Here is a 12,540-nt window from a genome sequence, read left to right on the forward strand (position 1 = left end):
GGCATGATGCGACGGCCATGGCCATAGCGGAAGCGAAAACCGACAAGGACTTCGACCTGTTCGCCGTACGGTCGGTGCTGTTCCTGCCCGCGTCCAATCCGCGGGCCATCGCGAAGGCGCGTGGCTCGGCGGCGGACTTGGTCGTGCTCGACCTCGAAGATGCGGTGAAGCCTGACGACAAAGCCGAAGCGCGGAGTGCAGCTGTCGAGGCGACCGCGGAGGCGTGGCGGATGCCGGTCGCGATCCGCGTGAACTCGGTAGGGTCGGAGTGGCATTCGCTCGACCTCGACGCCGTCGCCCGCTCGAGTGCGAACTTTGTGGTCATCCCGCGGGCCGTGTCAGCACACCTGGTCCGCGGCGTTCGTGAGGCTGCCGGCAAGCCGGTGCTGGCGATGATCGAGACCGCCGCGGGCGTGATTGGCGCGCCGGAAATCGCCAGGGAAGCGGCGGCGCTGATCGCCGGCACCAACGACCTTCGCGCCGACCTTCATCTACCGCTCGACGCGACGCGGGAGCCGATTTCGGCCTCGCTGCAATGGATCGTTCTGTCGGCCCGCGCCGCCGGGGTCGCCGCGTTCGATGGCGTATTCAACAGCCTCGACGAAGCAGACGGGTTCAGCGCCGAAGCCGCGGATGGCCGACGCTTGGGCTTCGATGGCAAAAGCCTCATCCACCCCAATCAGATCGACTCCTGCCACCGGGCGTTCGCCCCAAGCGATGCCGAGATCGAGCGCGCGCAGCGCCTGGTCGAAGCCTTCGATGGCGGGGCCGAGCGCTTCGACAACGAGATGATCGAGCGGATGCACTTCGAAGCGGCGCAGCGGGTGCTTGCGCGGGCGGCGCGCTAGTCGCCCCCTTGGCAAAGCGCGCCTCGGCTGTCATGGGCCGATATGGCCCAACTCAACGCTACCACTGACATTCCGCTTGGACTGACGTTCGACGACGTCCTGCTGCAGCCGCTCGAATCGAGCGTGCTCCCGAGCCAGGCTGAAACCAAGACCTTCCTGACGCGCGAAATCCCGCTGAACATCCCGATCCTGTCATCGGCGATGGACACGGTGACCGAAGCCGACATGGCGATTGCGCTCGCGCAACTCGGCGGCATCGGGGTGCTCCACCGCAATCTTGGCATCGAAGAGCAGGCAACGGCTATTCGCCAGGTCAAGCGCTTCGAGAGCGGCATGGTGGTCAACCCGATCACCATGGCGCCCGACCAGACGCTGGCCGAAGCGCTCGAGTTGATGAAGAGCAATCGCATCAGCGGCATTCCGATCGTCGAGAGGTCGGGCAAGCTCGCCGGCATCCTCACCAATCGTGACGTGCGGTTCGCCGAAAGCCCGAACCAGAAGGTCAGCGAGCTGATGACCCGCGACAATCTCGCCACCGTCCCCATCGGCACCAGCCAGGAAGAGGCACGACGGATCCTTCACCAGCGGCGGATCGAGAAATTGCTGGTCGTCGACGAATCCCACCATTGCGTCGGCCTGATCACCGTCAAGGATATCGAGAAATCCGTCGCCGCGCCGTTCGCTACCAAGGATTCGGAAGGCCGCCTTCGCGTCGCCGCTGCCACCACCGTGGGCGACAAGGGGTTTGAGCGTTCCGAGGCGCTGATCGAGGCGGGCTGCGACTGCATCGTCATCGACACCGCCCACGGCCACAACATCGACGTGGCCAAGGCGGTCGAACGGGTGAAAAGCCTGTCCAACTCGGTCCAGGTTGTCGCCGGAAACGTCGCGACTGCCGACGCCGCCAAGGCGCTGGTCGACGCGGGCGCGGACGCGATCAAGGTCGGCATTGGCCCGGGGTCGATCTGCACCACGCGCATTGTCGCGGGCGTGGGCGTGCCACAGCTCACCGCGGTGATGGACGCCGCGCGCGCGGCCAATGGCGTACCGATCATTGCCGACGGCGGCATTCGCACCAGCGGCGACATCGCCAAGGCACTGGCCGCCGGCGCATCGACGGTGATGGTCGGGTCGCTGCTCGCCGGCACCGAGGAAGCGCCTGGCGAAATCTTCCTCTACCAGGGGCGAAGCTACAAATCGTACCGCGGCATGGGCTCGGTTGGCGCCATGGCGCGCGGCTCGGCTGATCGCTACTTCCAGCAGGACATCAAGGACCATCTGAAGCTCGTTCCCGAAGGTATCGAAGGCCAGGTGCCCTACAAGGGCCCGGTCCGCGACATCATCCACCAGCTGGTTGGCGGGGTGAAGGCGGCGATGGGCTATACGGGCTCGTCGAGCATCGCCGACCTGCAGAAGCGGGCCCGGTTCGTCCGGATCACCAATGCCGGGCTGTCGGAAAGCCATGTGCACGACGTCACCATCACCCGTGAGGCGCCAAATTATCCGACGCGCTAGGCCATGACCCCCGCCGCCCGCCTGCAAGCGGCTCTTGAAGTGCTGGACGAGGTAATTGCGTCGGCCAGGAACGATGGGCCCCCCGCGGACGCAATCGTCACCCGCTACTTTAAGACACGCCGTTACGCCGGATCCAAGGATCGTCGCGCGGTCCGGGAGCTGGTGTTCCGCGCCATTCGTCGATCGGCTGAAATGCCTTCGAGCGGGCGCGCCGCCATGTTGGGCGTGATCGAGGACGAGCCTAGCTCTCGCGACTTGCTTGGACAGCCCCGGGGCCCTGAAGCGATGTCCGAAGGCGAACCAATCGCAACGGCCGGCGCCGTTCCGGATTGGCTAATGCCGGAGCTTTCGCCGCTCGTGGTAGCTGACGAGTGGCCAGCTTTGCTGGAGCGTGCCCCGCTCGACCTCAGGGTCAATGCGGCGCGCACGAGCCGTGACGAGATCATCGAGCAGTTTCCCGAAGCGACACCGACTCCGCACAGTCCGTGGGGGCTTCGGCTTCCGCCCGATAGCAAGGTCGATGACCATCCTGCCTTTCTCGACGGCCGGGTGGAGATCCAGGACGAGGGCAGCCAGCTGATTGCGACCGCCTGCACGCCGACGGATGGTGAAGGCCTCCTCGACCTGTGCGCGGGGGCAGGGGGCAAGGCGCTTGCACTCGCGGCAGCCGCGCCGGGCGCCAGAATCCTTGCGACGGATAGCAATCGGGCTCGCCTTTCCAAGCTTGCGCCGCGTGCCGAGCGCGCCCGAGCCACGATTGAGACACGCCTCCTCAACCCACCCAATGAACTCGCCCAGCTGGAAGATTGGCGTGGGAAGGCGGATCTCGTGCTGGTGGACGCGCCTTGTTCGGGCAGCGGAACATGGCGGCGCAATCCCGAAGGGCGTTGGCGGCTGACGCCCAGGCTTCTCGACCGCCTCATTATGCAGCAACGGCGCCTGCTCTACATTGCAGCCGAGTTGGTTCAGCCCGGTGGGCGCCTCGTTTACGCGGTCTGCTCCCTCCTGTCCCGTGAAGGGGCAGGGCAGATGGCGGACTTTCTCTCATCCCGTTCATCGTGGATTATGGACGAAACGGCCATGCCCGCTGGACGTTTGGATGGTGCCGGCCGGCTACTGACGCCCGGCCACGACGGCACCGATGGCTTTTTCGTCGCGCGACTTCAGCGTCCATGCTAGTCGGCCGACAGGAAGTGGAGAGATTGATGCGTTCCTTGCCCCGTCTCGTGCTAATCGGTTTTGCGAGCTTTGCATTGGCCGCACCGCTCGCGGCCCAACGCGCCGACGACCAGATTGCGCCCAAATCGGTCGACCTCCAGCGCCAGGGCAAAGCGTTGCTCGGTGCCGGCAAGCTCGACCAGGCCGAGGACGCGCTGGAAACCTCGCTGGCGGTCGATCCCCGCAACCGCTGGGCATTCGTCGATTTGGCGCGCGTCGCGGAGAAGCAGCATTTGTTCGGCAAGGCCATCCGCATGACCAACAAGGCGCTGATGCTTGAGCCTAACGACCCTGACGCGATTGCCGTCCAGGGCGAGGCCATGGTCGAGATGGGCGCCACCGCCCGCGCGCAGGCAAACCTCCAGAAGCTACAGTCGATCTGCACCAAGGGTTGCCCGCAGATTGCGCAGCTGTCGGCGGCGATCACGCGCGGCCCGACTGTTGCTACGGCGGCGACCAAGCCGGACGACACCAAGAAAAACTAACTCAGCGCTAGCTCAGCCGTTTGGCGAGCTTAATCCATTCTTCTACGGCGAGCGTCTCAGCACGCCTCTCCGAATCGATGCCCAGCGCCGATGCAGCGTCGAGCGCGCCGGGCACCTGCTTCAGGCTCGAGCGCAGCATCTTGCGGCGTTGACCGAAAGCGGCTTCGGTCAATTTCTCCAGTACCCGCGGACTGACGCCGCCGGGCTGCTCCGCTGGCACAATGTGCACCACCGCCGATGTCACTTTCGGCGGTGGAACGAATGCCGAGCGGTTGACCGTCATCGCAATCTTTGGGTCGGACCGCCACTGGGCGGCGACGGACAGGCGGCCGTAAGCGTCGCTGCCCGGAGAGGCGACGATGCGCTCCGCGACCTCTTTCTGGAACATCAGGGTCAGTGACTTCCACCACGGCGTCCAATCGGTCCCCAACCATCTGAGCAGCAGCACGGTACCAATGTTGTACGGCAGGTTGGCGACGACATGCGCCCCCGCGCCGACCAGCGAAGGCTCGTCGATCTTCAGCGCGTCGGCCTCCATGACTTCCAGCCGGCCTGAATATTCTTGCTGGAGCTCGGCCAGCGCCGGGATGCAGCGGCGGTCCCGCTCGACCGCGGTGACGGTTGCGCCAGCCTCGAGTAGCGCTCGCGTCAGGCCGCCGGGACCCGGCCCGACCTCGTAGACTCGCTCACCATGGAGATCGCCGGGGATTGTAGCGACCCGTGCGAGCAATTGCCGGTCGAGGATGAAGTTCTGGCCAAGCGACTTGCTGGCGCTAAGGCCATGCCGCGCGATAACCTCGCGCAGCGGTTCAGGCGGCGGCGTCGGCACGCATAACTGCATTTTCGGCCGCCATCTTCAACGCGGCAGCCATCGGGCGAGGGTCCGCGCGGTCCTGGCCGGCGATGTCGAACGCGGTGCCATGGTCCGGCGCAGTTCGGACGATCGGCAGGCCGAGCGTCACATTGACCGCATCCTCGAAGTGCAGGGCCTTGATCGGGATGAGTGCCTGGTCGTGATACATGCACAGCGCTGCATCGTAATTGGCGCGCGCGCGGTCGTGGAACATGGTGTCGGCGGGGTGGGGACCCGTGACCCGCCAGCCTTCGGCAGCGAGCGCAGCGATCGCCGGTTCGATGATCTCCAGTTCCTCGCGCCCCATCTCGCCGCTTTCGCCGGCGTGTGGGTTAAGCCCGGACACCGCGAGCCTCGGCTCGGCAATCCCGAACTGGCGCTGAAGGCCGCGCAGCGCCGCCCGTCCGCGCGATTCGATCAGCGCGCTGGTCAACGCTTCCGAAACGCGGCGAAGCGGGAGGTGCGTGGTCACCGGAATGGTCCGCAAACTCGGGCCGGCGAGCATCATCGCGACATTGCCGGGCGATACCCCGCAGCGCTCGGCCACGAATTCAGTCTGGCCAGGATGCTGGAAGCCGATTCCGTAGAGCTGCTCCTTCGACACCGGACCGGTGACGACCGCGGCCGCCGAACCCGACCGCGCAAGGCCCACCGCAAGCTCGAGCGCGTCGAGCGAACAATGCGCGCCGGCGACGCTGGGGTGGCCCGGCAAGTCCGGGCTTGCGGACGGGACCTGGATTAGCGGGAGCGCGTAATCGAAGGCGGCATCGGCCTGGCTAGGGTCGTCGACGACCTCGATCGGTCCATCCCAAATCGCCGCGATCGATTGGCCGTCGCCGATCGCCACGAACGGGGGAAGGCCAAACTCGACGCGATTGTCCCAGCATTTGGCGATCACTTCCGGGCCGATTCCGGCCGGATCGCCAAGCGAAACCGCTAGCGGGGAGGGGGGAGCGCCTGCCACGATCGCCGCCCTTAACCGATAAAGGCGACTAGCGGTATTCGATCACCGCGTCGCGACGAAGGTCGCGAAGGTAGCGCCGGGCGCGGGTGTTGACCCGCTCCTCGTTGAGCGAATTGTAGATGTCGTCGAAGCTCGGCTGGTCGCTGCTCGCCTCATCGCGGCCGCAGATCACCAGCACGCGGACGCCTTCTTCGAGCGAACCGAAGGGCTGGGTCGCCTGACCGACCTGCATCGGCATCATCATTTGCTGGAGGGCCGGCGGCAGGTCGCGCATCTTCACCTGGTCGCTGGTCACGACCTCGCCATGGAACTCCGCCGCAATCTTCTCGGCCCCGCCGCAGCCGCCGATGCTGCGCGCCGCCGTCCCGAACTGCGAAACGATCGGCTCCGCGGCCTGCTTGCTGGTGCCCTTGGGGAAGGCAATCGATACCTGCTTGAGGTTCAGAACGGCATCACGCGGATCGGCCGTCAGGATCTTGCGCGTGTCCTGGACCGCGATGATCGAAACTCCGCCCGGAACCTCGATCGGGGTGCTCACCGTCCCCGGTGCCATGCCGCGAAGCGTGGTTGCGAGTGCGGCCGGCAGTTGCTCGGGACGCACCCAGCCAAGGTCGCCGCCAACTGCCGCCGTCGAGGCCTCGGAATATTGGCGCGCGTAACCCTGGAAGGACGCGCCGTTGCGGAGCGCTTCGAGGATCTTGTTGGCGTTATCGAGGGTCTGGGACTGGGTTGCCGGCGTGGATGAGAGGTAGATTTCGCCGACGCGATATTCCTCCGTGCCCTTGGACGCGCTCATCTTGTCCATCACCGCCTTGACCTCGTCGTCGCCGACGCTGACGCCGCTTTCGATCTTGGCATGCTGGAGACGCTGCCAGGCGATTTCGCCCTCGATCTGCCGACGCATCGTCTTGATCGAGCTGCCGTTGGCGGCGAGGTACGCGGCCATCTGCTCTGGCGTCTGCTTGGCGCTTTGCGCGACACGGGCGACGGTCTTGTCGATATCTGATTGCTTGATCGTGATCTCTTCGGTCTTGGCCGCCTGGATCTCGAGCGTCTCATCGATAAGGTTGCGAAGCACCTGCTGGCGAAGCCGATCGACCTCATCCTTGGGAACATCGTTGCCGTTAGCGATCGCGAGCCAGGCAAGGCGCTGGTCGACATCGGTCTGCGTGATCACATCGCCGTTAACGATGGCCGTTGCTTTCACCACCGACGGAATGGCCTCGCCGAATACCTGCGGATTTTCGGGCAGGCGGAGCGAGTGGGCGGTATCGAGATTGTCGTTAGGCGAATCCGCGTCTTGCGCGAGCGCAGCGCTTCCGGCCGTTGCCGCCAGTGCCGCCGCGATCATCCACACACGCGCTGAATTCAGTCGAAAAGCTGCCACGATCCGATTTTCCCTTGAAACCCCAACTCAATATCGCTGACTGCCGTTTATTCAGGCCCGCTGAACGCAGCCTTAGCGGCCGAGTCCTTTCAGTGCCAAATGAAGGGCAAAGGTGCTTCCCTTGCGGAAGGCGCCGATCTGCTCATAGTCGCGGCGCCACGTCAGGCCAAGCTCTAGGCAATCGTCTTCATATTCGATGCCGATCCGGTGCCGCACGGGCTCGTAGCCGTCGGCCAGGGACAGCGGGTCCTCGCTCTTGTCGGTGAGGTCGATGATCGTGCTCCCGAAGATCGACCAATAGCGATTGAACAGGACTCGACCCGCGACCCGCAATTCTTCCTTGTCGCGCAAATCCTCGATGGTCGGATCGATGTCGCGATTGAACCTCAAATAACCGATTTGGGCATAGGTCTGGTCGGAACCGATTGTCAGGTCGAGCTCGTTGCGGCGAACCGCGAGGTTGCTTTTGTCCAGGCGATAGCGGTGGGTGATATCGATCAGCCGCCCGTAGCGCACCCTCGTTCTTCCCACGATATCTGAGACACGGTCCGCAAGTCCCGTACCTTCAGGAAAAATATCATTAGCTTTGTTGAACCTGTAGCTCTGCCCGATGGTGCTCGTGATCGACAGGTTCGGGCGCTCGAATGACCAATCGAGACCGTAGGTGAGCCGCGACGAATCTTCCCAGCGGTCGTAGCCGGGGAAGCGATTCAGCGCGAACAGATTGCTGTCTTCAAGGTCGATGGCGCGCGCGTCTTCATTCGGAATGTCGAGGTTCGGCGTCGGCGGGGTCAGCACCAGCTGCACCCTTGGGGTGACCCGCTGCACGCCGCCAAACAGGGGCCCGACGAACGGCCATTTAATGTCCGCGGCGAGCGCACCGATCACCCGCGAGTGCCATCCGTCGATCCCGCGGTAGATGGGCACAACGGTGCTTTCGGCATCGTCGGTGTGATAGACATCGGCACGGCCATACGCAGTCAGCAGGACTTCCTGGCCCCAGGGTGTCAGCCGCCTTATGTCCCAACGCGCGCTGGCAAAGGCCCGCTGGGTGTCCTGGCCCTCGATCCGGATGATCGACAGGCTGTTTGCTTCGAGCTCGACCTTGCCGCCCGCGATATCTTCGAGACGGAAGCGGGCATCGATTGCTGGAAGCGCGATCGGAATTTGCTTCTGAACATCGTCGACCCGCAGGCCCTGGAACGCCCAGCCGGCGATGGAGATGTAAGAATCGTCATCGATCCGCTCGACATTGACGACGCTACGCAGCCTGTCGTCGCTGGTGATGTCGTAGCGGCGGGTGACGGTCTTGTCGCTCGCGGCGCGGAGCGAGGCGGTGATGCTCCACACCGGGTCGAGCTGGAACTTGCCGTTGGCCTCGCCGTAGGCACGGAAGCCCTTGCGGGTCGACGTCGCCAGCGGATTGACGTTCTCGATCGTTCCGTAGGTCAGGAATCCGCCGATCTGGAACGCGCCGATGCTGTTCAGTTCGCGATACTTCCCTTCGATCGCCGGCAGCACGCCGGTGTACAGGTGCGGCGTGATTGTGGCGTCGCGATTGGGCCCGAGTTGCCAATGGTAAGGCAGGGCGAGTTCGAAACCCTTCTTCGTCGAAACGCTGATGTCGGGCACCAGCCATCCGGTCGCGCCGCCCCCGCCGCGATTAATGTTGAAGACGGGAAGGAGGGGCAGGTTAATTCCGAACAACTGCAGGCGGCCGCCTTCGAAATGGACGCGGCCGTGCGCCGGGTCGTCAATGACGCGCGCGGCAGTGATCGCCCAGCTCGGCTTCTTGGGGCAGCCTGACGAACTGACGACCGCGCAAGGCGAATAGACGGCATTATCGAGTGTGGTGACGTTGCCGTTGCGAACGCCGCGGCTTGCCGCGATCCGCCCGCCGCTTTCGAGCACGACCAGCAAATTGTCGATCGTGCCGTCGCGAAGCGTGTCGGTCAGCGCGACATCTTGGCCAAGGAGCTTGTCGCCTTCCGGAGTGAGGACGATCACATCCCCCTTGGCGTGGACTTGCCCGCTCTTGCGATCCCACACGACTTCCTGAGCAGCCAGGAAATTGCCGTCGCGGTTCATGCGCACTTCGCCGGTGGCGGTAACGACGTCGCTGTCGCTGTCGTATGTCACCTGGTCGGCGCTGAATCCGATGACCGATTGCGGCTCGGCCTGGGCCAAAAGTGGGGCGGGGATACCGAGCAGGAGCGGCAGCGCAGTCCACCAGACAAATCTCGTCCGCAACGTTCTGGGGTATCCTGCCGCTCGATTGGTCCCTTGTCGGCTCTGCCTATCGTCTGTTGGCGCCACTTTGCCAAGGCGCTGCTTGCATCCTAAAGGGCCAGGCAATCGTTCGCCGTTTCCAAGGAAAGACTAAATGCAAATTCGCTTCGCCGACAGCCGGCCCGCGGGAGACTATGCGCTCGTTCTGCCTGTCGCCGGCAAGGACCGGAGCAGCCTGGCATCGCTGGGTGCCCCGCAGCAGGCGCTGACCAATGCGCTCGATCGGCAACGGTTCGAGGGCGAGGCATCGAGCGCGTCGGAGCATTTCTACGATGATGGCGGCACGACCCGCCGGGTCGTGGTTGTCGGGACTGGCACGGGCGAGCCGGCCGATTCCGCTGAGAAGCTTGGCGGCACGGCCGTCGCGCGGCTCCTTACGTCCGGCGAGAAGAAGGCGGTGATCGACATTAGCGGCCGCGGCTACGACGCCGCTGCCGCGGCACGTGTCGGGCTTGCCGCCGCGCTTCGTTCCTGGCGCTACGACCGCTATCGGACGAAGCTCAAGGACAACCAGAAGCCGACGCTACAGGAAGTGGTAATTGTTGGCGGCGGCGCTGGCGCGGGCGATGCTTACGCCAAGCGCTGGGCTCCCGTTGTCGAGGGCGTGTCGCTGACCCGCGAGCTGGTCACCGAGCCGGCCAACATCATTTACCCAGAAAGCTTCGTTGAGCGCGTGACCAAGTCGCTCGAAGGCTCCGGCGTTCAGATCGAGGTGCTCGACCGAAAGGCGATGGAGAAACTTGGGATGGGAGCGCTCCTTGGCGTGGCCCAGGGTTCGGTTCGCGAGGCAAGGCTTCTGATCCTTAAGTGGAATGGCGGTGCCAAGGATAGCCAGCCGGTTGCCTTCGTTGGCAAGGGCGTGACCTTCGATACCGGCGGCATCTCCATCAAAGGCGCTGCCGGCATGGAGGCCATGAAGTGGGACATGGGCGGTGCCGGCGCTGTCGTCGGCGCGATGAAAGCGATCGGCTTGCGGAAGGCCAAGGCCAATATCGTGGGCATCTGCGGGCTGGTCGAGAACATGCCCGACGGCAATGCCCAGCGTCCGGGCGACGTGGTTACGACCATGTCCGGCCAGACGGTCGAAGTGATCAACACCGACGCCGAAGGGCGCCTAGTGCTGGCTGATGCGGTCACCTACGTGCAGCGCAACTTCAAGCCCTCGACGATTATCGACCTTGCAACGCTCACCGGCGCGATCCTGATCAGCCTTGGTCACGAATGGGCCGGCCTGTTTTCGAACAGCGACGAGCTTGCCGGCAAGCTCCAGCGCGCCGCCGACGAAAGCGGCGACAAATTGTGGCGCATGCCGCTTGCGGAGCCGTTCGACCGGCTGATCGATTCGCCGATCGCCGACATGAAGAACGTCGGACCACGCGAAGGTGGATCAATCACCGCCGCGCAGTTCATCCAGCGCTTCATCGAAAATGGGGTGAAGTGGGCGCACATCGACATGGCCGGCAAGGCGTGGGCGGACAAGCCGGGCGCAACCTACGACAAGGGCGCGACGGGATTTGGCGTGCGCTTGCTCGACGAATATGTCGCGGACGTGCTCGAAGCCTGAGCAGGCCCTGGCGTGCAGGTCGATTTCTATCAGCTCGCAGGATCGCCGCCCGAACAGGTAATTGCCAGCATTGCCGAGAAGGTTCTCGACAGTGACGGGCGTTTGCTGATCGTCGCGGGCGACGAAGCGTACCTGGCGAAGCTTGACCGGATCTTGTGGGATCAGAGGCCCGACAGCTTCATGCCTCATGGCATTGCGGGTGGAACCGACGATTCCCGCCAGCCGATCCTGCTCTCAACCAGCCCCGATGCGCCGAATCTCGCCCGCAATATGCTGATCGCCGACGGCGAGTGGCGCGATGCGGCACTCACCTATGATCGGAGCTTCTACCTGTTCGACGACGCCACGCTCGAAGGCGCCCGTCTCGCCTGGAAGCTGCTGTCCGGCCGCGAAGGGGTCGATCGGCGCTATTGGGCGCAGGTCGACGGGAAGTGGAAACAACAGGCGTGAGGCTTGTCGAGCGCGCCCCGCGCGGCTAGGCGGCGCATCAATTCCAACAGCCAATTTACAGGAGATCGCCCGGTCATGGCCGTGACGCGCACCTTTTCGATCATCAAGCCCGATGCCACCCGCCGCAACCTCACCGGTGCTGTCACCAAGATGCTGGAGGAAGCGGGCCTGCGCGTCGTCGCTTCGAAGCGCATCCACATGACCCGCGACCAGGCCGAGGGCTTCTATGCGGTCCACAAGGAGCGGCCGTTCTACAACGATTTGTGCACCTTCATGACGTCAGGTCCGGTCGTAGTTCAGGTGCTCGAGGGCGAGGACGCCGTGAAGCGCAACCGCGACGTGATGGGCGCGACCAACCCGGCCGACGCCGCGGAGGGAACGATCCGCAAGGCGCTCGCCGAATCGATCGAGGCCAATTCGGTCCATGGTTCGGACAGCGACGAGAATGCGGCGACCGAAATCGCCTTCTTCTTCAAGCCGGTAGAAATCGTCGGCTGATTAATGCTCCGGGGAGCCAGCGGTTCTCCGGTAACTCCAGCGATGGGGCTTGCTGCCGTCGGCAAGCGAGACTTCGGCATCGAGTCCCGTGTCGGTTAGCCGGTACGCGACGCGCTGCGGATAATCGTGGCTGGCGTTGACGAAGGTGATCGACTTGTCGTCGCTCGCGGCGACCTTGAATGGCACCGCCGCGGCGCCCTTTGGCGAGCCCCAGAACTGTACGGTCCCGTCGGCCGCGCGCTCGATCCGCATCCATTCCCAATTGCGGACCTTGTTGCCCTTTCCGTCGCGTCCCGCGCCAAGCATCAGGTCGCCGCGCGTGTCGGTCCAGCACTCCTCGGTCCAAGCCTCGTCCGCGCGCCGTTCTTCCCAGCAGCCGCCGAGAAAGCTGGGCATCGCGGTCGCCTGCGCTGCCGCTATGAGCAAAGCTGCGAGCATGGCCTCTCCCCCCTGATCGGTCCCGCGCGAT

General features: G+C 64.6%; 12 protein-coding genes. 7 read left to right on the forward strand and 5 right to left on the reverse strand.

Annotated elements, in window-relative coordinates; translation table 11 throughout:
- Positions 1-17 precede the first annotated feature (17 nt).
- Genes AC4K8G_RS01880 through AC4K8G_RS01895 form a run of 4 tightly spaced genes read left to right on the forward strand, consistent with a single transcriptional unit; the run spans position 18 to position 4,066 of the window.
- The gene (locus AC4K8G_RS01880; RefSeq protein ID WP_491732487.1) at positions 18-848 is read left to right on the forward strand and encodes an HpcH/HpaI aldolase/citrate lyase family protein; all 831 of its coding nucleotides are present in this window, start codon (positions 18-20) and stop codon (positions 846-848) included.
- A 42-nt stretch (positions 849-890) separates the two neighbouring features.
- Positions 891-2,363, forward strand: a complete 1,473-nt coding sequence (guaB, locus tag AC4K8G_RS01885; protein ID WP_491732488.1) for an IMP dehydrogenase — start codon at positions 891-893, stop codon at positions 2,361-2,363.
- Positions 2,364-2,366: 3 nt separating this feature from the next.
- A complete protein-coding gene (locus AC4K8G_RS01890; RefSeq protein WP_491732489.1) occupies positions 2,367-3,542 on the forward strand; it encodes an RsmB/NOP family class I SAM-dependent RNA methyltransferase in 1,176 nt (391 codons plus the stop codon).
- A gap of 26 nt (positions 3,543-3,568) precedes the next feature.
- Positions 3,569-4,066 (forward strand): tetratricopeptide repeat protein, encoded by a 498-nt coding sequence (locus AC4K8G_RS01895; RefSeq protein WP_491732490.1) that lies wholly within the window; start codon positions 3,569-3,571, stop codon positions 4,064-4,066.
- 7 nt (positions 4,067-4,073) lie between these two features.
- Here the strand turns inward: AC4K8G_RS01895 and rsmA are convergent, their stop codons facing one another.
- The 4 genes from rsmA to AC4K8G_RS01915 all read right to left on the reverse strand — a co-directional run bounded on the left by rsmA (position 4,074) and on the right by AC4K8G_RS01915 (position 9,520).
- Positions 4,074-4,907, reverse strand: coding sequence for a 16S rRNA (adenine(1518)-N(6)/adenine(1519)-N(6))-dimethyltransferase RsmA (gene rsmA, locus AC4K8G_RS01900; protein ID WP_491732491.1), 834 nt, complete (start codon positions 4,905-4,907; stop codon positions 4,074-4,076).
- A complete protein-coding gene (pdxA, locus tag AC4K8G_RS01905) occupies positions 4,876-5,883 on the reverse strand; it encodes a 4-hydroxythreonine-4-phosphate dehydrogenase PdxA (RefSeq protein ID WP_491732492.1) in 1,008 nt (335 codons plus the stop codon). Before pdxA ends, rsmA begins: the two co-directional genes overlap by 32 nt.
- 28 nt (positions 5,884-5,911) lie before the next feature.
- Positions 5,912-7,234: a peptidylprolyl isomerase gene (locus AC4K8G_RS01910; RefSeq protein WP_491734391.1), complete on the reverse strand. Its 1,323-nt coding sequence runs from the start codon at positions 7,232-7,234 to the stop codon at positions 5,912-5,914.
- 108 nt (positions 7,235-7,342) lie between these two features.
- Complete coding sequence (locus AC4K8G_RS01915) at positions 7,343-9,520, reverse strand: LPS-assembly protein LptD (RefSeq protein ID WP_491732493.1); 2,178 nt, start codon at positions 9,518-9,520, stop codon at positions 7,343-7,345.
- A gap of 133 nt (positions 9,521-9,653) precedes the next feature.
- Between AC4K8G_RS01915 and AC4K8G_RS01920 the strand changes: the two genes are divergently transcribed.
- The 3 genes from AC4K8G_RS01920 (at position 9,654) to ndk (ending at position 12,071) form a co-directional block, all read left to right on the forward strand.
- Positions 9,654-11,123 carry a leucyl aminopeptidase gene (locus tag AC4K8G_RS01920; RefSeq protein WP_491732494.1) on the forward strand — a complete coding sequence of 490 codons (1,470 nt, stop codon included), beginning with the start codon at positions 9,654-9,656 and terminating at the stop codon, positions 11,121-11,123.
- Between the two features lie 12 nt (positions 11,124-11,135).
- Positions 11,136-11,573 (forward strand): DNA polymerase III subunit chi, encoded by a 438-nt coding sequence (locus tag AC4K8G_RS01925; protein ID WP_491732495.1) that lies wholly within the window; start codon positions 11,136-11,138, stop codon positions 11,571-11,573.
- A gap of 75 nt (positions 11,574-11,648) precedes the next feature.
- Positions 11,649-12,071, forward strand: coding sequence for a nucleoside-diphosphate kinase (ndk, locus tag AC4K8G_RS01930; RefSeq protein ID WP_491732496.1), 423 nt, complete (start codon positions 11,649-11,651; stop codon positions 12,069-12,071).
- Here ndk and AC4K8G_RS01935 read toward each other — a convergent pair whose 3' ends face one another.
- Positions 12,072-12,509 carry a DUF6265 family protein gene (locus AC4K8G_RS01935; RefSeq protein WP_491732497.1) on the reverse strand — a complete coding sequence of 146 codons (438 nt, stop codon included), beginning with the start codon at positions 12,507-12,509 and terminating at the stop codon, positions 12,072-12,074.
- Positions 12,510-12,540 lie beyond the last annotated feature (31 nt).

The organism is Sphingomonas sp. SP3 (assembly GCF_058514305.1).